24 protein-coding genes and 1 pseudogene are annotated in these 25,564 nt (G+C 63.4%); 13 read left to right on the forward strand and 12 right to left on the reverse strand.

Annotated features, from left to right (window positions below; all coding sequences use genetic code 11):
- Positions 1-84: 84 nt before the first annotated feature.
- The 7 genes from XH83_RS39735 to XH83_RS20220 all read right to left on the reverse strand — a co-directional run bounded on the left by XH83_RS39735 (position 85) and on the right by XH83_RS20220 (position 5,801).
- Entirely contained in the window at positions 85-423 is a 339-nt protein-coding gene (locus tag XH83_RS39735) for a PIN domain-containing protein (protein ID WP_371746364.1), read from the reverse strand.
- Positions 424-460: 37 nt separating this feature from the next.
- On the reverse strand, positions 461-838 hold the full coding sequence (locus XH83_RS20195) for an NUDIX hydrolase (RefSeq protein ID WP_194402545.1): 378 nt from the start codon (positions 836-838) through the stop codon (positions 461-463).
- A 3-nt stretch (positions 839-841) separates the two neighbouring features.
- The gene (locus tag XH83_RS20200) at positions 842-1,681 is read right to left on the reverse strand and encodes an endonuclease/exonuclease/phosphatase family protein (RefSeq protein ID WP_194402546.1); all 840 of its coding nucleotides are present in this window, start codon (positions 1,679-1,681) and stop codon (positions 842-844) included.
- Complete coding sequence (locus XH83_RS20205) at positions 1,681-2,490, reverse strand: carbohydrate ABC transporter permease (protein ID WP_194402547.1); 810 nt, start codon at positions 2,488-2,490, stop codon at positions 1,681-1,683. Before XH83_RS20205 ends, XH83_RS20200 begins: the two co-directional genes overlap by 1 nt.
- Complete coding sequence (locus XH83_RS20210; protein WP_210347018.1) at positions 2,487-3,407, reverse strand: carbohydrate ABC transporter permease; 921 nt, start codon at positions 3,405-3,407, stop codon at positions 2,487-2,489. Before XH83_RS20210 ends, XH83_RS20205 begins: the two co-directional genes overlap by 4 nt.
- 57 nt (positions 3,408-3,464) lie before the next feature.
- Positions 3,465-4,718, reverse strand: a complete 1,254-nt coding sequence (locus tag XH83_RS20215) for an ABC transporter substrate-binding protein (protein WP_194408332.1) — start codon at positions 4,716-4,718, stop codon at positions 3,465-3,467.
- Between the two features lie 63 nt (positions 4,719-4,781).
- The gene (locus XH83_RS20220) at positions 4,782-5,801 is read right to left on the reverse strand and encodes an ABC transporter ATP-binding protein (RefSeq protein ID WP_194408333.1); all 1,020 of its coding nucleotides are present in this window, start codon (positions 5,799-5,801) and stop codon (positions 4,782-4,784) included.
- Positions 5,802-6,023: 222 nt separating this feature from the next.
- Between XH83_RS20220 and XH83_RS20225 the strand changes: the two genes are divergently transcribed.
- The 9 genes from XH83_RS20225 to XH83_RS20265 all read left to right on the forward strand — a co-directional run bounded on the left by XH83_RS20225 (position 6,024) and on the right by XH83_RS20265 (position 16,454).
- The gene (locus tag XH83_RS20225; RefSeq protein ID WP_194402548.1) at positions 6,024-6,827 is read left to right on the forward strand and encodes a DeoR/GlpR family DNA-binding transcription regulator; all 804 of its coding nucleotides are present in this window, start codon (positions 6,024-6,026) and stop codon (positions 6,825-6,827) included.
- Between the two features lie 184 nt (positions 6,828-7,011).
- Positions 7,012-8,406, forward strand: coding sequence for a sugar ABC transporter substrate-binding protein (locus tag XH83_RS20230; RefSeq protein WP_194402549.1), 1,395 nt, complete (start codon positions 7,012-7,014; stop codon positions 8,404-8,406).
- A 3-nt stretch (positions 8,407-8,409) separates the two neighbouring features.
- Positions 8,410-9,345 carry a carbohydrate ABC transporter permease gene (locus XH83_RS20235; RefSeq protein ID WP_194402550.1) on the forward strand — a complete coding sequence of 312 codons (936 nt, stop codon included), beginning with the start codon at positions 8,410-8,412 and terminating at the stop codon, positions 9,343-9,345.
- Positions 9,342-10,181 (forward strand): carbohydrate ABC transporter permease, encoded by an 840-nt coding sequence (locus tag XH83_RS20240; protein ID WP_194402551.1) that lies wholly within the window; start codon positions 9,342-9,344, stop codon positions 10,179-10,181. The genes XH83_RS20235 and XH83_RS20240 overlap by 4 nt, the downstream gene beginning before the upstream one ends.
- Positions 10,178-11,230 (forward strand): ABC transporter ATP-binding protein, encoded by a 1,053-nt coding sequence (locus XH83_RS20245; protein ID WP_210346974.1) that lies wholly within the window; start codon positions 10,178-10,180, stop codon positions 11,228-11,230. Before XH83_RS20240 ends, XH83_RS20245 begins: the two co-directional genes overlap by 4 nt.
- A gap of 4 nt (positions 11,231-11,234) precedes the next feature.
- Positions 11,235-12,008, forward strand: a complete 774-nt coding sequence (locus XH83_RS20250) for a GntR family transcriptional regulator (protein WP_194402552.1) — start codon at positions 11,235-11,237, stop codon at positions 12,006-12,008.
- A gap of 32 nt (positions 12,009-12,040) precedes the next feature.
- Positions 12,041-13,684 carry an arylsulfatase gene (locus XH83_RS20255; protein ID WP_194402553.1) on the forward strand — a complete coding sequence of 548 codons (1,644 nt, stop codon included), beginning with the start codon at positions 12,041-12,043 and terminating at the stop codon, positions 13,682-13,684.
- A 3-nt stretch (positions 13,685-13,687) separates the two neighbouring features.
- Positions 13,688-14,662 carry a formylglycine-generating enzyme family protein gene (locus XH83_RS20260; protein WP_194402554.1) on the forward strand — a complete coding sequence of 325 codons (975 nt, stop codon included), beginning with the start codon at positions 13,688-13,690 and terminating at the stop codon, positions 14,660-14,662.
- A gap of 1 nt (position 14,663) precedes the next feature.
- Positions 14,664-16,454 carry a chloride channel protein gene (locus XH83_RS20265; RefSeq protein ID WP_194402555.1) on the forward strand — a complete coding sequence of 597 codons (1,791 nt, stop codon included), beginning with the start codon at positions 14,664-14,666 and terminating at the stop codon, positions 16,452-16,454.
- Positions 16,455-16,459: 5 nt separating this feature from the next.
- Here the strand turns inward: XH83_RS20265 and XH83_RS20270 are convergent, their stop codons facing one another.
- The 3 genes from XH83_RS20270 to XH83_RS20280 are packed head-to-tail and all read right to left on the reverse strand — an operon-like array spanning position 16,460 to position 19,933.
- Complete coding sequence (locus XH83_RS20270) at positions 16,460-17,182, reverse strand: GntR family transcriptional regulator (protein ID WP_063684293.1); 723 nt, start codon at positions 17,180-17,182, stop codon at positions 16,460-16,462.
- Between the two features lie 28 nt (positions 17,183-17,210).
- Positions 17,211-18,806, reverse strand: coding sequence for a GMC family oxidoreductase (locus XH83_RS20275; RefSeq protein ID WP_194402556.1), 1,596 nt, complete (start codon positions 18,804-18,806; stop codon positions 17,211-17,213).
- Complete coding sequence (locus tag XH83_RS20280) at positions 18,806-19,933, reverse strand: mandelate racemase/muconate lactonizing enzyme family protein (protein ID WP_194402557.1); 1,128 nt, start codon at positions 19,931-19,933, stop codon at positions 18,806-18,808. The genes XH83_RS20275 and XH83_RS20280 overlap by 1 nt, the downstream gene beginning before the upstream one ends.
- Before the next feature lie 106 nt (positions 19,934-20,039).
- Between XH83_RS20280 and XH83_RS20285 the strand changes: the two genes are divergently transcribed.
- From XH83_RS20285 to XH83_RS20295, 3 genes are read left to right on the forward strand one after another with little or no spacing between them, the layout of a single operon-like run.
- On the forward strand, positions 20,040-20,810 hold the full coding sequence (locus tag XH83_RS20285) for an ABC transporter permease (RefSeq protein WP_194402558.1): 771 nt from the start codon (positions 20,040-20,042) through the stop codon (positions 20,808-20,810).
- The gene (locus tag XH83_RS20290; protein WP_194402559.1) at positions 20,807-21,616 is read left to right on the forward strand and encodes an ABC transporter ATP-binding protein; all 810 of its coding nucleotides are present in this window, start codon (positions 20,807-20,809) and stop codon (positions 21,614-21,616) included. Before XH83_RS20285 ends, XH83_RS20290 begins: the two co-directional genes overlap by 4 nt.
- 20 nt (positions 21,617-21,636) lie before the next feature.
- Entirely contained in the window at positions 21,637-22,632 is a 996-nt protein-coding gene (locus XH83_RS20295; RefSeq protein ID WP_194402560.1) for an ABC transporter substrate-binding protein, read from the forward strand.
- A gap of 1,022 nt (positions 22,633-23,654) precedes the next feature.
- On the opposite strand, the pseudogene XH83_RS39740 reads toward XH83_RS20295, so the two are convergent.
- Positions 23,655-23,966 (reverse strand): annotated as a pseudogene (locus XH83_RS39740) (hypothetical protein); the annotation flags it as partial.
- Between the two features lie 257 nt (positions 23,967-24,223).
- Between XH83_RS39740 and XH83_RS20300 the strand changes: the two are divergent.
- A complete protein-coding gene (locus XH83_RS20300) occupies positions 24,224-24,475 on the forward strand; it encodes a hypothetical protein (protein ID WP_194402561.1) in 252 nt (83 codons plus the stop codon).
- Positions 24,476-24,518: 43 nt separating this feature from the next.
- Here the strand turns inward: XH83_RS20300 and XH83_RS20305 are convergent, their stop codons facing one another.
- A complete protein-coding gene (locus tag XH83_RS20305; RefSeq protein WP_194402562.1) occupies positions 24,519-25,205 on the reverse strand; it encodes a response regulator transcription factor in 687 nt (228 codons plus the stop codon).
- Positions 25,206-25,564: the final 359 nt, after the last annotated feature.

Raw genomic sequence — 25,564 nt, forward strand, 5'->3', positions numbered from 1 at the left:
GGACTCCGGAAGAGCGATGCCGACGTCCTATCACGAGCGCGCGGCCCGCACATCCGATGGAAGCGCCGAGCACCTGCGCAACAATCAGGAGGGCGGTAACTTACTGAAGGGATCGAGCGCCGGCACCCCTAGTGGTTCGAAATGCCTCATATTGCGGGAGAGGATCGCAAGGGAATGCCGCCATGCCGTCGCAGCGATGATGATATCGGCAAACCCCGGCGTATGTCCTTGCCCGCGAGCCCGGTCCGATAGCTGCCCGGCGAGCCGCGCAACCGCTGTGTCGAACGCCAAGATTCGGTCGCCATGGAGATGCACGACGGCATCCAGCCATAGGGCCAAGTCTTTGCTTCTGCGCGTAGCCTTCTCGCGCCGAAGCTTTGGTACTCCGTCTTCGATCTCTGCAATCGTCACGGCGATGCCCACCAACGGCTGTTTCTGACCCAAGGGAGACCTATGAGAACTATTTCGGAAACAGCTTGTCGCGAATGTAGCGCGAGGTTGGAGTCAATTTCAGCCCGCGCGGCTTGCGCCATTCCGCCCGGTCGAGCTCCTTCTTGTCGCCGATCTTCAGGGGACCCGAGGCCTTTTTGCTCAGGAAGATCGCATCGCTCATCCTTCGGCCGGACCTGCGGTTCTTGCCGTTGACTTCCTTCCACAGCTTCAACTCACCAAGTCTGAGCTGGGGCAGCTCCTCCATGATCTCGCGATGGAGGCACTTTCTCTCGCTCTCGCCGGCCCGCCTGCGGCCGCCCGGAAACATCCAGCGCTTGTCGCGCCGCCGCCTGACCAAGAGCACCCTGCCCTTCCTCGCGACCACAAGCTTTGATGATTTCGCCATGCTCTAGTCCGCCAGCTCGATCCCGAGAGGTTGGTGGTCCGAAGCTTCTGTTTCCGCGTTGGCCTCGATGCTGCGCACGCGACTGACCAGATCCTCCGTGACGAAGATGAAGTCGCGACAGTCCGGCCCGTCGGCCCATTGCGCGCGATCAAAGATCCCGCATGTCGGCGCCCGCGGGCGACCCGGACGATTGGCGGTCCACGCATCCCGATAATTCAAGCCGGGCCTGCTGGCGCGGTCGATCAGGGCGTGCTGGGGATCGGCGACGTCGAAATTGAAATCGCCGCACATCAGGCTCGACGCCGCGACGGTCTGGCTCCCATATGGCTCATCGTGCCGGGAGCTGGCCTGCCTGGGACTCCCCGACGCGTCTTGTTGCAGATCCAGCAGCCGCGTGATCTGCGCGTGACGCTGATCGGCCGAATGAAACTCGAGATGCGTGTTGACGATGCGAACCGCGCCAAACGAGGCCTGAACCGTCACCTCCAGGGCGTGGCGGCGCATGCTGCGCACACCATCTGCGCCCGGAAATGGCAGGAGGTGATTGGCGATCTGCAACACCGGCAATCGCGACAGCGTCATGTTGCCAAATCGGTGGAGGCTGCCCGCGCGATCCATCGTCTCGATCGCCGGCCGGAAGATCGCGGAGTAGCCGGGCAGCAAGGCTGCGAGCTGGGCGCTCTGATCCGCGCCATCGCCAAATCTCGAAAAATTGGCGCTCACTTCCTGGAAGCAGAACACGTCCGCATCGAGCGTCTGCCTGGCGACGGCGACGATTCTCGCCAGATCGGTGACGCCGTCGCACCCCTTGCCGCACTGTATGTTCCAGGTGAGAAGCCGCATTACCGGATACCTGCACGCATGAATGACTGAACGAACTGGCGCTGGAACAACAGGAATGCAATCAGCAACGGCGCCATCGTCATGACGGTCGCGGCTGTGATCACCGACCAGTCCACGCCAGTTTCAGGCGCGCCGAATACCGCGAGGCCCACCGTGAGCGGCCGCGCTTCCACCGAATTCGTCACGATCAGCGGCCACAGGAAGTTGTTCCAGTGATAGCTGACGGAGACGAGGCCGAAGGCGACATAAGTGGGGCGTGCCAACGGCACATAGACCCGCCAAAGGATCACCAGCGGGCCTGCTCCCTCGACCCGGGCGGCTTCGACCAGCTCCTGAGGCACGCTCTTGAAAGTCTGCCGCAACAGGAAGATACCAAAGGCGCTCGCCAGATAGGGCAGCGCGATGGCAGGGATCGTATCGAGCAATCCCAGCCTGGCGATCGCGCGGTAGTTCTCGACGATGAGGACGTCGGGCATGATCATGAGTTGGAGCAGCACGAGCGCGAACGCAATGCCGCTTCCCTTGAACTTGAAGCGCGCAAAGGCATAGGCGGCCAGCGTCGACAGGATCAGCTGGCCGACCAGGACGAACGTCACCAGCACGATCGTGTTCAGATAGTACCGGGCGAACGGCGCCTGCTTCCAGGCCCGCGCGAAATTCTCCAGCGTCCAGGGCGCGGACAGGCTGAACGAGGTGGCGTAGGCCGCCGGATGCAGCGCGCTCCATAAGGCATAGGCCAGCGGGGCGAGCCAGATCAAAGCCAGGAGCCATGCCGCGACGGCCTCTACGGGGTGTGTCCGGCCTCTCATTGGTAGTGGATCCTGCGATCGAGATAGCCAAACTTGAGCAGAGCAATCCCGCTCAGGAGCATCAGAAGCACGACCGTCAGCGTTGCCGCGTAGGAAGAATCCTGGAACGTGAAGGCGACCTCATAGATGTAATAGAGCAGCAGCGTGCTGGCATTGTTCGGACCGCCCTTGGTCATGATGACCAGATGGTCCACCAGCTTGAACGAGTTGATGACGGCATTGATGGCCACGAACAGCGTGGTCGGCATCAACAGCGGGAACGTGATGCGGCGGAACGTGTACCACCGGCTCGCGCCCTCGATGGAGGCGGCTTCTTCGAGGTCCGGCGAGAGCTGCTGCAGCGCCGCCAGATAGAAGATCATGAAGAAGCCGGCTTCCTTCCAGATCACCATCACGATCAGGCAGCCCATCACCGTCGAGGGATCGCCGAGCCAGTTCCAGCCGCCGAGGCCGAACAGCCCGCGCAGCTGATCGAGCGCGCCGTAATCCGGCGTGTAGAAGAACAGCCAGATGTTGGCGACTGCGATCATCGGCAGCACCGTCGGTGTGAAGTACGCCAGCCGAAGAAAGCCGCGGCCGCGCATGTTGCGATTGACCCAGACTGCCATGATCAGGGCGAGCGCGATCGACGTCGGGATCGTGCCGAGCGCGAACCAGAAATTGTTGACCAGCGCCTTCCAGAAGATCGGATCGGCCGCCATGGCCCGGTAGCTGTCCGTCCCGACGAAGACCTCGCTGCCGTTCCGCTTGGTGATGAATAGCGAATGCCGGATCGTCGCCAGGATCGGCCAGTGCGTGAAGGCAACCAGCAGCACCGCCGCCGGCAACAGCAGCAGCCACGCATTCACGGCATTCCACCACGCCTGCGACCGGGCGCGGCGTTCGGGGATTGGCGATGAGGCGGCGAGATCGGTCATCATGGAGCCGGCGGGATGGCGGCGAACCGCAACCCCACCACGTCCCTTGCTTTGCGACTATTTGGCGGCGCGCAGCACGCGGTCGGACTGCGCCTGCGCGGCGGCCAGCGCTTCCTGCGGCTTCTGCGAGCCCGTGACCGCGGCCTGCACGGCATCATTCACGAACTTGTAGATGCGACCGTTTTCGTGGACTGACAGCTCCGGCACGGCATGCTCGAGCTGATCGCGCGCGACGGTCGCCTGCGGGAAGCCCTTGGCGTAGTCTTCCATCGCCTTGGTCTTGTAGGCGGCCGGCGACACCGCGACGTAGCCGGTCTTCATGCTCCATTCCGCCGCACGCTCGGGCGCCGTCATCCACTGGATGAACTTGACGGCGGCCTTCTGCTGCTCGGCCGAAGCGTTCTTGAAGATGTAGAAGCTGCCGCCACCGGTCGGCGATCCCCGCCGCTCCTTGGCGGGCAGCATGGCCACGCCGAACTGGAATTTTGCGGCGTCCTTGACGGCCGTGAGGTTACCCGTCGTGTGCCACATCATTGCCGTCTTGCCTTCGAGGAAGTCGGTGCGGAGCGTCGCCCAGTCGATGCTGCCGGTCGGCATGACGTTGTGCTTGCGCGACAGGTCGACCCAGTAGTCGAGCGCGCCGACCGTCTTCGGCGCGGTGAGGTACACCTCGGTGCCGGCCTCGTTCATCATCTTCTGGCCGTTCTCGATGGCGAGCGCCTGCAGCATCCAGTAACCGTAGCCGGTCGTCGGGATCTCGACGCCCCAGCGCGTCGTGTTGGCGCCCTCCTTCTTGACTAGCTTCTTCGACATCTCGACCATTTCGTCCCAGGACGCCGGCGCCTTCTCGGGATCGAGGCCGGCTTCCTTGAAGGCGTCCTTGTTCCAGTACAGCACGATGGTCGAACGCTGGAACGGGATGCTCCAGGTCTTGCCGTCCACCTGGCCGTTGGCCATGAACGCGGGATAAAATTCCTTGAACCAGGCCTTGTCGCCGACGAGGTCGTCAAACGGCACGATCGCGTTCTCGTCCATCAACGTGAACACGTCGGTCGACAACAGCACCGACAGTTGCGGCGGCTGCCCGCCCTTCATGGCGGTCATCGCCTTGGTCATCGTGTCCGTGTAGTTGCCGGCATAGACTGCCGTCACCTTGACGTCCGGATTGTCCTTCTCGAAGCGCGAGACCATGTCGTCGATGATCTTGGTGACGGGGCCGCCGACCGCGACCGGATAATACATGGTCAGATCCACCGCGGCAGCGGGACGTGCCCCCATCGAGAGCACGGCAAGTGCGGCTGCCATTAACATCGTTCGTCGCGCAAACATCTCTCTCTCCCTCTGTAATCCGCCGAGCGCCTGAAGCCACCGCTGCTATCCAGCAGAGGTCGCCAGCCGGCCCTCCCTGGCAGAAGTTTCCAATCGGCATTCCGTAGCCAGATCGAACCGATGCTCGTGACCGGCCTCCCAGGCCAGCCGGACATCCTCGCCGGGCTGAACCTTGCTGAACCCGTCGAGCCGCACCGAGATCGGCTGACCGTCGATGTCGCACAGCACGATACTGTCGGCTCCGAGATGCTCGACGGCCTTGACCCGCGCGGCATGATCGCCACCGGGCACGATGCGAATGTGCTCCGGCCGGATGCCGATCAGATGATCGTCCTGACGCACCAGGTTCATCGGCGGGGTGCCGATGAAACGCGCCGTAAACGCCGTCGCCGGCCTGTTGTAGAGCTCTTCCGGCGAGCCGTTCTGCTCGATACGGCCATCGCGCATCAGGACGACGCGGTCCGCCATCGTCATGGCTTCGGTCTGATCGTGGGTCACGTAGACCATCGTCATGCCAAGGCGCTGCTGCAACGCGCGGATTTCCGTTCGCATCTCGTGCCGCAGCTTGGCGTCCAGGTTGGACAGCGGCTCGTCCATGAGACAGACCCGCGCCTCGGCGATGATGGCGCGTCCCAGCGCGACGCGCTGGCGCTGCCCTCCCGACAATTGCGACGGCTTGCGATCGAGCAGATGCGCGAGACCAACGATGTCGGCGACGCGACGAAGCCGGGCGTCGCGTTCGGCGCGCGACACCCGCCGCACGCGCAGGCCGAAAATGATGTTCTCGGCCACGCTCAAATGCGGGAACAGCGCATAGGACTGGAAGACCATGGAGATCTTCCGGTCCGCCGGCGAGAGGCGGGTCACGTCCACGCCGCCGATGGCGATCGTGCCGGCATCGGCCTCCTCGAGCCCGGCGATCAGCCGCAACGTGGTCGACTTGCCGCAGCCGGACGGCCCCAGCAGCACCAGCAGCGAGCCCTCGTCCGCCGTCAGACTGATGTCATCGACGGCGCGCATCGCCCCCCACGACTTGGAGACATGATTCAGCGTAATCGCCGACATGGCCGGTTTGCTCTCAGCATGATGCAGCGACGCTGATGGCGGCTCGCTCCAACGGAGCAGCACAGTGCCGGTCAAAGACCAGTACATGCGTCCTCCCTCGAGCCACGCGCATTCATCGGCGTAGCAACTATTATGTTCATATGAACATAGTGTGACACCATATGAAACAGAAAATTGCGTCTTGGCCGTTCGAATGATACTTTTGTCGCGAACGGAGGGCTCATGGCCAGGAGCGCCACGACACGTCAGGTCCACATACTGGAGATCGTGCGCGAGCAAGGCTTCGCTTCCATCGAGCAGCTTGCGGCGCGTTTCGAGGTGACCCAGCAGACCATCCGCCGCCTTGTGAATGCGCTCTGCGACCAGGGATTGCTTCGGCGCGTGCATGGTGGGGTCAGCCTCCCCGTCCAGAATCAGAACCTCGCCTACAGCAGCAGACACAGGCTGAACGCCGAAGCCAAGCGGCGGATCGCGCATGCGACCGCCAAACTCATTCCCGACGGGACCTCGCTGATGATCGGGCTCGGCACGACGCCCGAATATGTCGCGCAGGCACTTTCCCGTCGACGGGATCTGCGGGTGATCACCAACAGCCTGAACGTGGCCGCAGCCTTCTCGCATAATCCGGACGTGGAGATCACTATCGCCGGCGGCACGCTGCGGCCGCTCGACCGCGACATCATTGGCGAGGCCGCCGTGCACTTCTTCTCGGGATTTCGCGCCGACTTCGGAATCTTCGGCGTCGGCGGCGTCGATGCGGACGGCTCGCTGCTCGACTTCCATGTCGATGAAGTCAAGGCACGCCAATCCATCGCCGCCAATTCACGAACGTCCGTGCTCGTGGCCGACATCACCAAATTCGGGCGCAATGCAACGGTTCGCGGCGGCCACCTCGACGATTGCCACCATCTCGTTATCGACGACCGATTGCCGGCAGCGTTCGAACCGAGCGCACAGCGATATAGCGGCCAGATCCATACGGCCGGCGACGCTCGCGCAGATTTCGAACTCATCGGCGACATCTAGCCGGCAACTGCATCTCATCGCTGCTCGGCCCGATCGCGCCTCCAGGAGGCGAGGTCCGCAGTCGTTCCACGCTTCGAACCAAACGGCCGGAGGACACCCAATTTGTCGCGGTTGACTTGTTATAACATTTGGGCAAATGTCCTAACTAACCGGAAGTATAAATCCGGATTTTCGGGAGGACAGCATGACGTCATTTAAGCCGACGCGACGAACGCTACTCAAAACCGGAACCGCCGCCGCCGCTTTCGCGACGCTTGGTCCGGCCTTTCTCCGGCAAGCTGCCGCGCAGGACGCCGACCTTGCACCTTACAAATCCGCCCAGATCGACTGGCAGCAGGTGTCCGGCGAGACCATCACGGTCGCCGTGATCCCGGCGAGCTATTTCGAAAACCTCATTGCACTGGCGCCGCAGTTCAAGGCGCTCACCGGCATCGACGTTCGCTTCGAGAAGATTCCGCCGGCGCAGATCCGGCAGAAGAGCGTCATCGACCTGACCTCGAAGACCGGCACCTACGCGACCCACGCCGCCGATCCCATGTATTACGCGCTCTATGCCGCGAACAAATGGGTCGAGCCGCTCGACACTTACCTTGCCGACAAATCGCTGACCGATCCGGCCTGGTTCAAGCTCGACGACATCATTCCGGCCTGGCGCAGCGCCAACGGCATCGACGGCAAGCTCTATGGCATGCCCTATGACGGCGAAGTCACCATTCAGGTCTATCGCAAGGACCTCTATGACGCGAAGGGCCTGAAGCCGGCCGACACGCTAGAGGCCTACACGTCCAATGCCGCGGCGTTGAACACACCGAACGATCGCGTCTGGGGCGCAGCGTTGCGCGGCGTCGCCGGTGCCGGCCAGAACATGTACATCTATCCGTCGATCTTCCGCGAGTTCGGCGGCGACTGGATGAAGGGCGGCAAGCTCACCGTCAATGGCCCCGAGGCCGAGGCGGCGCTCGCCTGGTACGTCGACATCATGAAGAAGTACGCGCCGACCGCGGCGGCGAACTGGAACTGGCCCGATATCGCCGACGCCTTCTCGCAAGGCACCGTCGCCAGCTACATCGACGCACACTCATCGGCTTCGGTCATCAACAATCCCGAAAAATCCAAGGTGATTGGCAAGGTCGCCTATGCGCGCTGGCCCAAGGGCCCCTCGGGCAAGCGCACAACGTCGATCTGGAACTGGGGCTTCCCGATCAATTCCGCACTGCCGGAGAAGAAGCGCAAGGCGACCTGGCTGTTCATCCAATGGGCCGCGAGCGCTGAGACCCAGGCGCGCACCGCGCACAAGTTCGCCGGTCCCACCAAACGCTCGGGCGTCAACCGCACCTCGGTGTGGAAGGATCCCGACTACATCAAGCTGATGAACGGCTTTGGCGAGAACTTCGTCGAGGCTACGATGGGGGCCCTGCAGGACGACACCGACGTCGACTGGCGTCCGCGCGTGCCGCAATGGCCGGCGATCGGTGACACCATGGCGACCGCGATCCAGTCGGCCCTCTCCGGCCAGGTCACGATCAAGGCCGCGCTGGACGATGCGCAGCGCCGCATCGAACCGATGATGCGCGGCTGAGCCATGGCGACGACAGCGGTGACATCGGCCGGGATCGCGAGCGAGGCGCCTCGCAGCGATTTCGGCCACGTCCTGGCGCAGCGCGAGCGCCGGTTCGCAGCAGCCCTGCTCGCACCGGCGTTTCTTGCGCTGCTCGCCACAACGACGTTTCCGCTGCTCTTCCTGGTCTATACCAGTGCGTTCCGGATGGATCTGGCGATGCCGTTCACCAACGGCTTCGTCGGATTCGAGAACTACCAGATGCTGCTCTCCGACGAGCGCTTCTGGACCTCGCTGCTGGTGAGCCTCGTCTATACCGGCTCGACCGTCGCGCTGCAGGTCATCATTGGCCTCGCGCTCGCCTTGCTGGTCATGGACATGAAGCGTGGCCAGGGCTGGTTCAGGGTCATCGCCATCCTTCCCGTGGTGCTGTCGCCGGCCGTGGTCGGAATGATCTGGCGCACCTTCATGCTGGCGCCGGAATTCGGCATCGTGGACTTCCTCGCCATCAATGCCGGTCTCGGCAGCAAGAACTGGCTCGGCGATCCCACGCTCGCGATGGTCTCGGTGATCGCGATCCACACCTGGCAGTGGACGCCGTTCGCGTTCATGGTGCTGCTGGCATCGCTCGCCTCGCTGCCCGAAGACATCTACGAGGCGGCGCGGCTCGACCGCGCCTCCGCCTGGCAACGTTTTCGCCGCATCACCCTGCCATTGCTGCGCCCGGCGATCGTCATGGTCATCATCATGCGGACCATGGTGGCGCTGACCGCGTTCGCGGCGATCTTCACCGTCACCGCCGGCGGCCCCGGCACGGCGACCGAGATCCTCAATCTCTATGCCTACCGGAAATCCTTCACCGAGCTGTCGATCGGTTACGGCTCGGCGCTCGCGGTCGCGCTGCTGATCGTGACCATCATCATCTCCGGCATCCTGTTCGCGATGCGGAGGGCGAAATGACCGCCAAGCGCCTCCGCATCATAACCCTGCTCGCGATCTCCATGGTCTTCCTGCTCGCCTGGGCGTTTCCGATCGTCTGGAGCGTGCTGAACTCGCTCAAGACCGATTCCGACGTACTGGCCTATCCGCCCAAGCTGGTGTTCGCGCCGACGCTGGACGCCTATCGCGACGTGCTGTTCGGCTCGGGATCGATCCTGCCGAACCTGCTCTCCAGCGTCATCATCTCGGTCGGCACCACCGTGGTCACCATGCTGATGGCCGTGCCCGCGGCCTATGCGCTGGCGCGCCTGCGCTTTCGCGGCAAGAAGTTCGCGGGCTTCTACGTGCTGGCCACGCAGATGCTGCCGCCGGTCGGCATCATCATCCCCTACTTCCTGGTGCTGCGGAACATCGGCTGGATCGACACCTATCAGGGCATCATCCTGATCTATCTGTCGTTCTCCCTGCCCTTCGCGATCTGGCTGCTGGTCTCCTATTTCGAGGACATTCCTTTCGAGATGGAGGAAGCTGCCTATCTCGACGGCGCCAGCCGATTGAAGACGCTGTGGCGGATCATCATTCCGCAGGTCCGGGGCGGCATCGCCGTGACGATCGTGTTCGTGTTCCTCAATGCGTGGAACGAATTCCTGTTCGCCGTCGTGCTCAGCGGCAACACGGTGCGTCCGGTCACGGTCGCCATGTTCAATTTCGTCTCCGTCGAGCAGACGCTGTGGGCCAAGCTCGCCGCGGTCTCGGTTCTCGCCATGCTGCCTGTCGTCGTCCTCGGCGTGGTCGCGCAGAAGCATATCGTGAAGGGCCTGACGGTCGGGGCAGTCAAGGGCGGAGGACGCCGATGAGCGGCCAGGGTCAGGTCAGTTTTCGCAACATCGTCAAGATGCACGGCGAGTTCGCCGCTCTGAAGGGCGTCAATTTCGACATCAAGCCGGGCGAGTTCTTCGCGCTGCTCGGCCCGTCCGGCTCGGGCAAGAGCACGACGCTGCGCATCCTCGCAGGTCTGGATGCACCGACCGCCGGCCGCGTGCTGATCGACGACAAGGACGTCACCTCGACCGATGCGCGGGACCGCGACATCGCCATGGTATTCCAGAGCTATGCGCTCTACCCGCACATGACGGTGGCCGAGAACATCGCCTTCCCGCTGGAGATGGCCAAGCTGCCGAAGGCCGAGATCACGCCCGCAGTGAAGGACGCGGCGCGCAAGGTGAAGATCGACCATTTGCTCGACCGCAAGCCGGGCCAGCTCTCGGGCGGCCAGCAGCAGCGTTGCGCGCTGGCCCGCGCTATCGTTCGCAAGGCTCGCCTCTTCCTGCTGGACGAACCGCTCTCGAACCTCGATGCAAAGCTGCGGCTGGAAACCCGCGCCGAGTTGAAGAAGTTGCAGCGCTCGCTCGGCGTCACCGCGGTCTACGTCACCCACGACCAGGAAGAGGCCATGACCCTTGCGGACCGGATGGCGGTGTTCATGTCGGGCGAAATCCAGCAGGTCGGCACGCCCGCGGAGGTGTTCGCCCGCCCGAACTCGATCGACATTGCCGGCTTCATCGGCAATCCCCCGATGAACCTCGTCCCTGCCCTCTACGTGGATGGCGACGTCATCATCGCAGGCCATCGTCTCAAGACGACGGCCACGACCGCGGGTGAGCGCGACGTGGTGGTCGGACTTCGGCCCGGCGCCCTCCGCATGACGGAGGGGGGCCTCGGCGCGCGCGTCGACCTGATCGAGGATCTCGGCGATACCGCCGTGCTCGACCTCGACTGCGCCGGCACCATGATCCGCATGCGCGTCGCCGACGGCAACATTCCCGGCGAGGGCGACACGATCTCGATCACGGCCCGACCGCAAGACATTCATCTGTTCGATCCAGCAACGCGCATGCGGCTCTGACACCATGGCTATTCAAACACGCAAGAAGAAGGCCGCGCCGCTCGGCAGCGATGTCGTTGCGGAAGGCTCAATGCCCCTGCATATCCAGATCCGTGAATCCATTCGCAGCCAGGTGCGCGACGGCAAGTTGATCGACGAGACCGGCCGCCTGATGACCGAGGCCGAACTCGGCCGCCATTTCGGCGTCAGCCGCATCACCATCCGCAACGCCATAGCCCCCCTCGTGAACGAAGGCATGTTCGACCGCTCGCGCGGCCGCGGCACCTTCCTGCGCTCGAACCAGCCCGAGAACTGGGTCGGCCACCTCATGGGCTTTTCGGAAACCATCCGCGATGCCGGCTACCAGGCCGGCGCCACGATCCTGCAGCAGGGCATGACCAACCGGCACGACGCCGCCGTTCGCGAGCAGCTGCGCGAGCGCGCCGTCTGGCAGCTCCGGCGCTTGCGGCTCGCGGACGACACGCCGATCGCCATCGAGCACGCCTTCTATCCCCCGGATGTCGGTCTCGAGCTCGAGAAGCGCGATCTGGTCTCGATCATCATGTACCGCGTCTTCGAGGACGAGCTTGGCCTCGCCATCAAGGACGCCCAGCAGACCATCAGCGCCGACCTCGCCGACGCCGGCAGCGCCAAGCTGCTGGGGGTCAAGGTCGGCTCGCCCCTGCTCTCCATCGAGCGCGTCACTTTCGGCAAGGACGGACGGGCGCTCGAGCTGCTGCGCGCCGTGTACTTGCCGAAATATTTCCGCCTCAGCATCAGCCTGACGCGCCGCCACTAGCAACGCCACACGTCGAGAACGAGGACACAAACATGCCGAATGGCGCAAAGACCCCCGATAGCCCCAACATCCTGCTCATCCTCAACGACGACATGGGCTTTTCGGACATCGGCTGTTACGGCGGCGAAATCCAGACGCCGAACCTCGACCGCCTCGCGGCGAATGGCTTGCGCTATTCGCAGTTCTACAACACCGCACGCTGCAGCCCGTCGCGCGCCTCGCTGCTCACCGGCCTGCATCCGCACCAGACCGGCATCGGCATCCTCACCTACAGCAACGGCCCGGAAGGCTATGCCGGCAATCTGAACAAGAGCTGCGTGACGATCGCCGAAGCCCTGAAGAGCAGAAACTACACGTCCTACCTCAGCGGCAAATGGCACATCGCCAGCAGTCTGACGGAGCCGACCGACGCATGGCCTATGCAGCGCGGCTTCGACCACTTCTACGGCACCATCATCGGCGCCGGATCGTTTTACCATCCCAACACGCTCACCCGCGGCAACGACAATATCGAGCACGAGGCGGTGAAGGATCCCTCGTTCTTCTACACCGATGCGATCAGCGATCAGGCTGCCGCCTTCATCCGCCAGCACAAGGCGCAGAAGCCCGACGCGCCATTCTTCCAGTACGTCGCCTATACGGCGCCGCATTGGCCGCTTCATGCCCATGACGAGGACATCGCCAAGTACAAGGGCCGCTTCGATGCGGGCTGGGACAGGCTGCGCGAGGAGCGCCTCAAGCGCCTGGTCGACGACGGCATCATCCATCCGAACTGGCGCCTGACCGATCGCGATCCGACCCAACCGCCGTGGACCGACGCGGAGCAGCGCGAATGGACGCTGCGCTGCATGGAGGTCTACGCGGCCCAGATCGACCGCATGGACCAGGGCATCGGCCGCATCCTGAAGGCGCTGGACGAGACCGGCCAGATGGACAACACGCTGATCATCTTCCTCTCCGACAACGGCGCCTGCGCCGAGGACATTCCGGAAGGCGTCACGGCAAAGGAGCTGGTCGACCAGCTCATGATCGCGCAGGCGAAGACGCGCGACGGCAGACCGGTGCGCTTCGGCAATGACCCGACCCTGATGCCCGGCGCCGAGGACACCTACCAGAGCTACGGCACCGCCTGGGCCAACCTCTCCAACACGCCGTTCCGTCTCTACAAGCACTGGATTCACGAAGGCGGCATCGCAACCCCGTTCATCGTGCACTGGCCGCGCGGCATTTCCGAGAGAGGCGGCCTGCGGCACAATCCGAGCCAGCTCACCGACGTGATGGCGACCATCCTCGACGTCACCGGCGCCACCTATCCCAAGGAGTATAACGGCAACGCCATCCTGCCCTGCGAAGGCGAGAGCCTGGTGCCGTCATTCGCCTCGGCATATGGCAATCGGGGCCCGCTGTTCTGGGAGCACGAGGGCAACGCCGCCGTTCGCGTCGGCAAGTGGAAGCTGGTGCGGAAGTATCCCGGCCCCTGGGAGCTCTACGACATGGAGACGGACCGCACCGAGATGAACGATCTCGCCGCGCAGCATCCGGATCGCGTCCGCGAGATGACGGCGCAGTATCAGCAATGGGCCAATCGCTGCGGCGTGATCCCGCGCGAGAAGATTCTGGAGTTGATGAAGGCGGAAGGCGGCACAGCCTTCTGGGAGGAAGAGAAGCAGAAATAGGGCATGACCGGGGATCGCTCACACTGTTGCACCCAGCGCGCCGCCGGCAGCGGGCCGGCGACGGGCGAGGATGCGCAAGCGGCGATCACTCCCAGTTCAACTCCGATCCTGCGCCGCTGGAGCTCACTGATCGGCGGAACCTTCCACATGGGATCCGCCGGCATCGGCTTCGTCGAGGACGGCGAAGGCCCGGTACGGCTGGTGACGTTGTCGCCGTTTGCCATTGCCTGCCACGCCGTGAGCAATCTGCAATTCGGCGACTTCGTCCGGGCCACGGGCTACACGACGGATGCCGAACGCTACGGCTGGAGCTTTGTCTTCGACGGGCTGTTGCCGGAAGAGAAACGTGCGGCCCGCACGACGCGCGTTCAGGAAACGCCATGGTGGGTCCCGGTGACGCGCGCCTATTGGGCGCAGCCGGAAGGACCTGCGAGCAGCATTCTGGACAGGCTCGATCATCCCGTCGTCCACGTCTCCTGGAACGACGCACAGGCCTATTGCCGATGGTCCGGCACGCGCATGCCGACCGAGGCGGAATGGGAGATGGCCGCGCGCGGCGGGCTGGACCGGGCCACCTACCCCTGGGGCGACGAGCTGAAGCCCGGCGGCGAGCATCGCTGCAATATCTGGCAGGGCAACTTTCCCGACCGCAACACCGTGGATGATGGCTATTTCGGTACGGCGCCGGTTCACAGTTTCGTGCCCAACGGATATGGCCTGCACAATGTCGCCGGAAACGTCTGGGAATGGTGCGAGGACTATTTTTCGCCGAGCTATCACCGCCTCACGCCATCGCGAGATCCCTTGAACCGCGAGCCTGCTCCCAACCGGTCGATGCGCGGCGGATCCTTCCTCTGCCACGAATCCTACTGCAATCGCTACCGCGTCGCGGCGCGAAGTTCCAACACGCCCGACTCCGCGTCCAGCAATATCGGCTTCCGCGTCGTGCGCACCGAACCGCTGCGGGATCCGGCCTAGGATGGCGCCGGCATCACATCCTGCGAAGCCGGCCGCGGCTCCCGGCATCCGCCTGCTGCCGTTGTTCCTGCGCAACTTCGTGCGCAATCGCGAGACCGGCCTTGTGCTGGTCGCGATCGTCGTCGGACTGCTCAGTGGCGTGCTGGTGGCTGCGATCTCGAGCCTCAGCCAGGTTTCTCACGCCCTGCTGTTCGACATTCCTTTCGATGCACATCTCAGCGCCACCGGCGTGATCTCCTGGCAGCGCACGCTCCTGGTCCCGATGCTGGGCGGCTTGGTGCTCGCGCTGATCGGACTGTATTTTGCCCGGCGCGTGAAGGGACAGCAGCTCGCCGACGCAATCGAGGCCAATGCGCTCTATGGTGGCCGGGTGTCCTTTCGCGGCAGCCTGCTGATCTCGATCCAGACGCTGCTGTCCAACGGGTTCGGCGGATCGGTCGGTCTGGAGGCCGGCTATACCCAGATTTGCTCGATGTTCGGCTCCCATGTCGGCCAGCGCCTGGCTGCCCGTCGCAACGACATGCGGCTGCTGGTGGCCTGCGGCGCCGCGGGGGCGATCAGCGCCGCATTTTCCGCACCGCTCGCGGGCGCCTTCTACGCCTTCGAGGTCGTGCTCGGCGCCTATACGTCCGCCGGTCTCGTGCCGGTCATCGCCAGCGCCGTCACCGCATGGCTCGTCGCGCGGCAATTGACGCACCAGTCCTTCCTGATGGTGCCTGGATTTCCCTCGCCGGTTTCCGTCGAAATGATCGGGCAGACGGTGCTGATCGGCACCATCTGCGCTTTCGTCAGCATCCTCGTGATGCTCGCCGTCGCATTCTCCGAACGCTGCTTTCAGCGCATCACGGTGTTCAAGGGCTTCCTGCGCCCAATTCTCGGCGGCCTCCTCCTCGGCGGCCTCGCCTTGCTGACGCCCACTGTGCTCGGCGCCGGTCACGGCGCCATGCAGATCCTGCTGGTCAGCAATCCGACCTGGCTTCTGCTCACGACCACAATCGTGTTCAAGATCCTCGCCTCCGCCATCTCGCTCGGCTCCGGCTTCCGCGGCGGCCTGTTCTTCGCCTCGCTGTTCCTGGGCGCGCTGATCGGGCAGCTCTACAGCATCGTGCTGACCGGCCCTCTTCCCACGCTGGCGCTTCAACCCGGCACGGCCGCCATCGCGGCGCTCGCCGCACTCGGGACGGGCGTCCTTGGCGCGCCGTTCAGCATGGTGTGTCTTGCGCTTGAGATCACCGGCGATTTCTCCGTCACCGTTGGAGCAGTGGTCGCGTCGTCGGTCTGCGCGCTGATCGTGCGCGAGCTATTCGGGTACAGCTTCGCCACATGGCGCTTCCATCTGCGCGGCGAGGTGATCCGCGGCCCGCAGGACATCGGCTGGGTACGGCAGATGAGCGCGGCTTCGCTGATGCGCACCGACTTCGAGAACGCGCTGACGACGATGCCGATCGGCGAGGCGCAAAAGCTGTTCTCGCCGGCACAGGTTCGCCAGATCGTGCTCCGCGATCCCAGCGGCATCTATGCGGGCATCGTGCCCGCCGCGACGCTTCATTCCGTCGCCAACCAGGACGACGAGCAGCTGGGGTCACTGGCCCAGCAACAGGATGAGTGCCTGCTCCCGACGACGCCGGTGCGCGAGATCCTGAAGGCCTTTGAACGCAGCGAGGCCGATGTGCTCGCGGTCGTCGATCGCACCGATCATCGCGCGACGATCGGCACCTTAAGCGAATCCCACGTCCTGCGCACCTACGGCGAGGAGCTTGAGCGCCGAAACCAGGAACTGTTCTCGCGTTGAGAGGGCTAGGGCCGCAGATCCATGTCGATCCGCACGAAGTCGCCGCGATAGGTGACTTCGCCGAGATAGATCACGGTGCGGTCCGCGGTCGTGAAGATTCGGCGGACTTCTGCCACCGGCGAATTCAGCGGCACGCGCAGCAGCCGCGCCGCTTCGATGTCCGCGGCACCTATCGTCAGCGTCTGGCGCGCGCTGGCGATGGCGGGATCCCTGAGATCGTTCAGGATCGGAATCACGGTCTCGTTGCGAAAACGCTTCGGTGACCTGCGGAAGATCTTCTCGTCGAGATAGATGGAAATGACGCAATACGGCTGCTTCTCCCGCGAATGCAGCCGACGCATGAAGACATATTTTTCGGCCGGTTTGCCGTCTCCGGGAAGCAGCGGCGCATTGGTGCGGCTTTCCGAGATATTGATGATCTCGGGCGAAGTGTCGCGATACATGTCGGCGAGATCGGACAGCGTGGTCTCGACCTTGAGCCAGCGATCCTGCCGCACAGTCCCCGTGACGAAGGTGCCGCGGCCCTGCTGCGCCTCGATTACGCCGTCGCGCGCGAGCAGCTCCACCGCCTGCCTGATCGTAACGCGCGACACGCCGAACTCGGCCGCGAGCTCCTCATTGGCCGGCAGGCGAAAGCCCTGAGTCCAGACGCCGCGCGCGATGCGCTGCCGGAAGATGTCGGCGATCTGTGCGTATTTGGGGACGTGGCTGTCGGAACTCAATTCCATCTCGTCCTCCGGAATTCCGGTCGCGCGATCAAGCCATGACCAGCGCTGCACCGCGTTCGCCAATCATGAGGCTCGTCGCATTCGTATTGGCCGAGGTAATTTGCGGCATCACCGAGGCATCGATCACTCGCAGCCGCTCGACGCCGCGCACACGCAGCTCCGGATCAAGCACGGCCTGCGCGTCGCGGCCCATGCGACAGGTCCCGACACAGTGAAATACCGTGCCTCCCGTGTTGCGCGCAAAGTCCCACAGCCCGGCATCATCCCTGGCCGCCTCGCCCGGCACCATCTCGACATCCCAGAGCGGGCGAAACGCCTTCTGCCGATAGATCTCGCGCAGAATCTTCAGGCCCGCAACAATGGTCTTGCGGTCGATCTCCTCGGCGAAATAGTTCGGCACGATGCGCGGCTGCTCGAACGGATCGGTCGAACTGATCGCAAGCTGTCCGCGCGACTTTCCGTGGCACTGCCAGACCGAGGCGGTAAAGCCGGAATAGCTGTGCAGAGGCTCGCCGGGCTTGTCGACCGAAAGCGGCATCACGTTGAACTGCACGTCCGGCCGTCCGCCGACGGCGTATTCCGTGCAGGCTGCGCCGCCGACCTGCCCCGCCCCTACCGTCAATGGACCGCTGCCCGCCAGCATCCATTGCAGCCCCATCTTCGTTAGCTCGACGGGATTGCGGACTTGATCGTTGAGCGAAATTCGCTCTTTCAGGCGAACGATCAGCCGGGCCTGATAATGATCCTGAAGATTGGCGCCGACGTCAGGGGAATCGGCAACGACGGAAATGCCGAGCTTGCGCAGCAGGTCGGCCGGACCAACGCCGGACAACTGGAGGATCTGCGGCGACTGCAGCGCGCCGCCCGACAGGATGATCTCTCGATCAGCCGCTGCGCTGTGGACCTGCCCTTTGCTGATCCACTCGACGCCGGTCGCGACGCGACCGTTGAAAATGACCCTGCTGACCTGCGCCTGGGTAATGATGGTGAGGTTCGGACGACCGGCGACGGGACGCAGAAACGCAGAGGCCGAACTGGTCCGCCAGTGCCGCCCGATGCCGAGCTGGTAGGTGCCAACGCCGAGCGTCGTAGCGCCGTTGAAGTCGGGATTGCGCGGCAGGCCGAACTGCACGCCGGCCTCGACCCAGGCCTTCGATGCCGGATTATCGTTGCGGAGATCGGAGACTTCGAACTCGCCGAGCCCCCCGTGAAACTGGCTCTCGCCGCCTCGGTAGCGTTCGTAGCGCCGAAAATACGGCAGGAGCTCGCGATAGCTCCAGCCGTCGGCACCGAGGCGTTCCCAATCGTCAAAATCCTCATGCTGGCCCCGAATGAAGATCAGACCGTTGATCGACGAGGAACCACCCAGCACGCGGCCGCGCGGCCAGACGATGGCGCGACCGCCACTCCCTTCCGAAGGCTCGGTCCTGAACAGGCGCGAGAACCGCTCGTTGTAGATGGTCCGGTAGTAGCCGACCGGAAGCTTCAGCCAGAAATTCCGATCCGATCCGCCGGCCTCCAGCAGCAGCACGCGGCAGGCCGGATCCGCAGACAATCGGTTCGCGACCACGCAGCCGGCCGAGCCCGCGCCGACGATGATGTAGTCATAACCGCGTGCTGGCATCAGATCGTCCGGTAATTTTCGATTGAGGCAAGATCGGGCGTGATGCCGAGGCCCGCTTCGTCGCCGAGCTCTATCATGCCGTCGCGGACATCGAGCACCGGACCGCAGAACCGGTCACGTAGCGGGTTTTCATTGCAGTCGACTTCGAGCAGTCCGTTGCCGCCGACGCCGGCGAGAAGATGCGCAGATGCCAGAAGACCGATGCCGGCGCCGAGATAATGCGGGCAGAACATCTTTCCCGACTTGAGGATATCGCGCGCGATGCCCGCGCAAGCCGACAGCCCGCCCCATTTGGCGATGTCCGGCTGGACGACACCGAGCACCGGCTCACGCAGCACCTCGGCAAAGCCGGCATGGCTCGCGATGTTCTCGCCGGCCGCGAGCGGAAAGCGGATGGCCTCGCGCAATTGCGCCCATTCCTGGCGGGGGCGATCGGCGCGAAGCGGTTCCTCGAGCCAGGCGAGCGCGAAGTGCTCGAGTTGCGGTGCAAGCTCCAGCGCCTGCGCCAGGCTCCAGCCCTGATTGACGTCGGCAGCGAGCAGACCTTCACCCACGAGGCGGCGCAACGCGGCGAGATTGGCGCGGTCGCCTGCCGGATCGAAGCCGATCTTCAGCTTCAGCGCGCGGTATCCGCGGGCCAGAGCCGCTTCCGCCGTCCGCTCGGACCCGACCGGATTGATGCCGCTGGCGTAGACCCTGATCGTACGCCTCGTCCCGCCGAGCAGCTTCCACAGCGCGACGTTCCGGCGGCGCGCGTAGAGATCCCAGACGGCCAGATCGATGCCGGCGATCGATTGCGCAAACGGCCCGGGCTCTCCGGATTGCAGCGCGAGCACCGACGTTCCCTGCGTCAGGTGTTCGAACGCGTCGGACGGCTCACGCGCGTTGAACCCGACGAGGGCCGGTGCCAGCACCTCGTTGACGAGCCGAACACGATGTTCGGCTCCCGGTGCAGGAAAATTGCACCACACTTCACCCCAGCCGATATTGCCGTCGCCGTCCTCGACGCGGACGAACACGGTGGGCCGATCCTTCATCCGCCCGAAGGACGTGATGACCGGCGTGATCAGCGGGTAGCGATAGCCAAAGGCCTGGACGCTTCGGAGGGTGAAAGGCGACGATGTCATGCGAGAATGCCTGCGACGCCTACGACCAAAGGCGCCGCTTGTATGGTCATCCTATTTATAATATGACCTCTGAAAACATCAACCGCAATCTGGGTGGACGCGTCGAATGAACGGAGCCGGCCTGAGACGCCTCGGTCTCGGATTGATACCGTGGATCGGTGCAATCCTGCTTTGGTACGCCGTGCGCTGGAGTGGCTTCGTCAACGTCTCGCTGATCCCCGCGCCGCACCAGGTCGCCGCCAAGTTCTTCGAGCTTCTGACCAAGGAAGGTCTGTTGATCGACATCTTTGCTTCGACTCGGCGCGTCTTTCTCGGCGTCGCGCTCGGCATCCTCGTGGCCGTGCCGGTCGGATTTCTGCTGGGCTGGTATCGCCCCGCCCGCACCTTCGCAGATCCCATGATCAACTTCTTTCGTGCACTGCCGCCGATCGCGCTGATCCCGCTGGTGATCGTCTATTTCGGCGTCGACGAGCTCGCAAAGCTCGTCATCCTGTTCTACGCCTCCTTCTTCTCCGGCGTGATCGTGATGTATGAGGGCGTGTCGCAGATCACCCCGCTCTACATCCGCGTGGCGCAGACGCTCGGAGCCAACCAGGCGGAGATCTTTCGCAAGGTCATCATTCCCCTCACCGTCCCGCACATTCTCACGGCGCTGCGCGTGGCATTGGGCGTGGCCTGGGCGACGCTGGTCGCATCCGAGCTGATCGCGGCGCAGCGCGGGCTCGGCGCCATGATCCAGAATGCCTCGACCTACTTCCTGCTCGACGTCATCTATGTCGGCATCATCTGCATCGGCCTGATCGCGCTGATCATGGACTTGATCCTGCGTAAGATCACCGCGCGGCTGTTGGTCTGGCAGGATCGGGCCATCGCATGAAAAAGCGCGCGCAGTTCGACAAGGTGTCGCTGTCTTTCGAGACGCCGAAGGGCCGCCTCTTGGTCGTCGAGGACGTCAGCTACGACATCAACGACGGCGACTTCATCGCGGTGATCGGGCCGTCCGGCTGCGGCAAGACCACGATGATGAGCATGCTCGCCGGCTTCCAGAAGCCGACGACCGGCAAGGTCCTGTTCGACGGCCGCCCCGTCGCCGGTCCCGGCCCCGAGCGCGGCGTCATCTTTCAGGAATATGGCGTCTTCCCCTGGTTGACGGTGAAGCAGAACATCGCTTTCGGCCTGACGCTCAAAGCCAACCATGTCGCGACCGCCGAGCGCGACGCGATCTGCGATCACTATCTCGGCCTGATGGGCCTGTCTGACTTCGCCAATTCCTACCCGAAACATCTGTCCGGCGGTATGCGGCAGCGGCTGGCGATCGCGCGGGCCTATGCCGTGAAACCGCAATTTCTGCTGATGGACGAGCCATTCGGGGCGCTCGACGCCCAAACCCGATCCAACATGCAGAACCTGCTGCTCAAGGTGCTGGAGACCGAAGGCAAGACCGTCATGCTGATTACCCATTCTGTTGAGGAAGCGATCTACCTCGCTTCCCGCATCGTGGTGGTGACGGCGCGGCCGGCGCGGATCAAGGAGATCATCGACGTTCCCTTCGCTTACCCGCGCGATGAATCGATCCAGGAACGTCCGGAATTCGCTGAGCTACGCAGTCATATCAGGCAGCTGGTCATGGACGAATATCGCGCCCAGCAGGCGCAGATGCGTCCGGTCTCATTCTCGGAATAACAAGTAACGGAGGACACATCATGGATCGGCGGCAATTTCTGACCACGACGGCAGGCCTGGCACTCGGCACTTTCACGGCCGCAGCCCCCGCAATCGCCCAGGCAAAAACTAAGGTTCGCGTTGGCTATCTCCACACCGTCGCCGTCGACGGCCAGATCTGGACCGGCATGGACCGCGGCTCCTTCGAAAAGCAGGGCCTCGATCTCGAACTGCGGCAGTTCAACACCGGCCTCGAAATCTTCCAGGCGCTGATTGGTGGCAGCCTCGACGTGCTGGCAACTGGCGCTGTCCTCTCGAACTTCCCGGCCCGCGGCCAAGGCAAGGTATTTCTGATCAACGACATCGAGGTGGCGACGGCGCAGCTCTGGGTTCGCGGCGATCAGGGCATCAAGTCGTTCGCGGATTTGAAGGGCAAGCGCATCGCAACCGCGACCGGCACGACGGCGCACGTGTTCCTCGACACCGCGCTCCGGGCCAACAAGGTCGATCCAAAGGAGGTCGAGCTCGTCAACCAGACGATGCCGGCGGCCGTTACTGCCTTCATCTCCGGCGCCGTGCCTGCCGTGGCGCTCTGGGTACCGTTCAACGTCACGGTCCGCGACAAGGTCCCGGGCGCGACCATGCTTGCCGATGCGTCAGCCTATTATCCCAAGGCGGCTATTATCGGCGGCTGGGCTGCGGCGAACGACTATTACGAACCCAACAGGGAGACCCTCGCCAAGCTGATCCGCGGCTGGGCGGATGCCAACGACTACATCGTCGCGAACAGCAACGAGGCGATGGAGAAGCTGCAGAAGGGTCATTACAGCCAGACGCCATTGTCAGATATCAACGAGTCCTTCAAGGCCCAGAAGATGTTCACGTCCAAGGACTGGAAGCGGATGTACTCGGACGGGACCGTCACCAACTGGCTGCAGCAGTCGACGGACTTCTTCATGGCCAATGCGGGCATCAAGGACTTCACGCCGGCGAGCAAATACTTCGATCCGAGCCTGTATTTGAAGACGATCGCCTAGATACCAAGGCCCCGAGAGACTCGGAGTTCGCGCCGGACACGTCACCTGTGCGGCGCGCTCCAATTGTCTTCACTCGGCCGATGATTTGCTGACGTACCAAGCATGTGTTGAGCACCGAAGCGAACACCCGTCCCTTCCGCACGCTCAACTACGCTGCAGCACTCCCCTGTTCAGATCGGCGTAGATTGCCGCTCCAAACAGGCTAAGCTGGTCTCATAGGTCAACTGGTCGCAGTCTTTTGGAGGGCGAGACGTTCCCAAGGCTACGCCAAGCTGCGCGATAGCTGGCATCAAGCCCCTCATTCATTCGCCTTGCGGCGCTCGTTACAACAACCGGACTTATTGAGACCAAGTAGCACAGGCACGAGCTTTGCCTCTGCGAAGCTACGACGACCGCTCGCGGTCCGGGCTGGACTACGCGACCTGCCCGCCTTCCGCAGCTCGCGCTGGCGATTTTCCTCCCGACTCACCCATTCTCTGAGCTCCTCAAGCTCCGCGAGTTCGGTGACAAGCGCTTCGAGACGATGTCGAAGCAGAGCCCGGGGATCGCCGGCTTGAACGGGGCTATTCATGACGCGCCTCCTGATCGAGCTCTTAGAACTCGACCACTTTAGGGAGTCGGGAAAAATATGCAATCCTATTCGCACTAACAGTTGGCATGTTGCGCTCGTAAAAACTGCGGCGGTGCATCAAGAGGCCGCTTTGCTGTCGGGTACGCTTGCGGCCAACGTCCGGCGCGCCGGCGCCAAGGGCCCAGCATTGCCTCGCCGCCCAGCCGCCCACCGGTGGTGCGCATCGTCGACAAGGCTCCTACCGGCCCGATTGGGTTACACTGGAAATCCGAGTACTGGCTCCGGGGCAGTCCGCCTTGCGCCTTTCCTCGTTCTCTTCGTCGGCGCAATCGACCCCACCATCAGCGGTTGGAATTCCGGAGCTGCCGCCAGTTGCGAAAGGTCCTTTGCCTCCACCACCGGATCCGCCGCCACCACCGGATCCGCCGCCACCACCGGATCCGCCACCATTGCGAGATATCCCTCCGGCGCGAGACGATCCAGTAGAGGGACCGCCCGGCGCTCCGCCACCACCTCCCGATGACCCGCCGCTGGAACTCCCCGGCCCCGCCGCGGATGGCCGACCATTATCGAAGACCGACGGCCCCCGGTCGTTCTGCGTCACTCCACGCAATCCGCCCGAACTTGCAATGGCTCTGGAAGTCAGAGATGTGGATAGAAGCAGGGTCATCACTGGGGGTGTCACGGCCGCAAATTTTCCGCAGGTCCTCAAAAACGCCCGCCGGTCGTCGTTTTCGTTGCCGTCCCGGGTCACGCTACGCACTCCTCGATTTAAATATTTCAACCCACGTTATTATAAATTAAATACCTTTTCAACCAGGAATTTTCTTTACCCGAATGGCGCTGCCGAACGTGCGCCGCCGTAGGATCGCCGGCAATTTTCGGGCTCGCCGCCTCCACTTTCCGACGCACTCTGTCGCTCCCTCGCGATTTTGAGCCACCCTCGCGATTTAATATCGCCATGATCATTTTAATGCGATTAAACACAGATGCGATATTTGACTATGTTGGATCATTGCGATGCCACTGCACTTCCATCGGTCCCTGGGCGACATGGAGATCTGGAGCGCGAGCAGCGACGGCTTCTCGTTCGTCATCAGCTTCGGAAGCCCCGGAGGTCCCGGCTTTCACGGCCGCACCGGCTATTTGGCGAGCTGGCGCCCGCTCTACGAGAACCAAGCCGCAATCAAGATTGGCGGCTCGCCGTTGCGAACGCTAGCCGAGGCCGAAGGGGCCTGCCGCACCGCAATTGGGCATCTGGCACCGCGATAAGCCCGCCGCTTTGCTCACGCTCCGGAACCGCAAGGCGCTCCCGTTAGTCCTCGACCGGATTCTGCTGCAACAGAGCACGAGGATTGAGCTCACCCGACGGTGCGTGCGGCTCGCTCCGCGAAATCGCCAATGCCGCGAGCAGTGTACGGTTGCTCACATCCAGCTTCTGGAAAATGTGATGGAGGTGGACCTTGATCGTCCCGTCGACAAGATTCAGCCGACGCCCAATCGCTTTATTCGATAGACCCTCCGACACGAGCCGCACGATCTGACGCTCCCGACCCGTGAGTAGCGTCAGAGCCTGATCACCGGCGCGGGGCTCCTCGCTGGCCCGCTCGACGCTCGGCGAGACAGCTGCTTGGTTCTGCGTAGCCTCCCGCAGGGTCGCGACCAGCATCTCCGGATCCGCGTCCTTCGGAAGGACGATGCAGGCGCCGTCCAGGGCAAGCCTTTGTAAGTCACGGTCGCTCGTGGTAGCGGCGAAGAAGATGATCGGCAGGCCTGGGCTCACAGCGCTTGCGGGAGCGAGGATCTGCTGCGGACTGACGTCGGGCAGTGCAGCGTCGACAAGCGCGATGTCCGGCAGAAGAAATCGGATGGCCTCGATGCAGCTCGCACCATCGCTGCAAGACGCGACAACCGTGAAATCACGGTGCATCGCAAGAACGCTCTTGATGCCTTGCAAGACGATCGGATGTCGATCCGCAATGACAATTCTGATGCGGCGCATGTTGCCCCTGCCTATTGCTGATAACCCCCCGTGCAGACGTTTATTCCAACGCTCTGTTCGCGAGGATAGCCAGTCCGCTCGACCGTAACGCCGCGCCGTCAGGTCTCGGCCTGCCCGGCAACATCTATGGCGCCACAGTAACTTGCGCAGCGAATGCGCGCAGCACCGTAAGAATGCGGTGCTTTCCGCAAAACTTCAGCCCGTAAATCCCGCACGTAAGGACCGCGTCTTAGACAACTTGGGGCAGAATGGACCATGAAATTCTCAGAACATGTCGTCCGTGCGCCAGTTGGTCGCCTGGCATTATTGTCAACATTCAATTAACTTCGTTGGCGTCGTTATTACGAATGATATATTGG

The organism is Bradyrhizobium sp. CCBAU 53351, assembly GCF_015291745.1.
Taxonomy (GTDB): Bacteria; Pseudomonadota; Alphaproteobacteria; order Rhizobiales; family Xanthobacteraceae; genus Bradyrhizobium.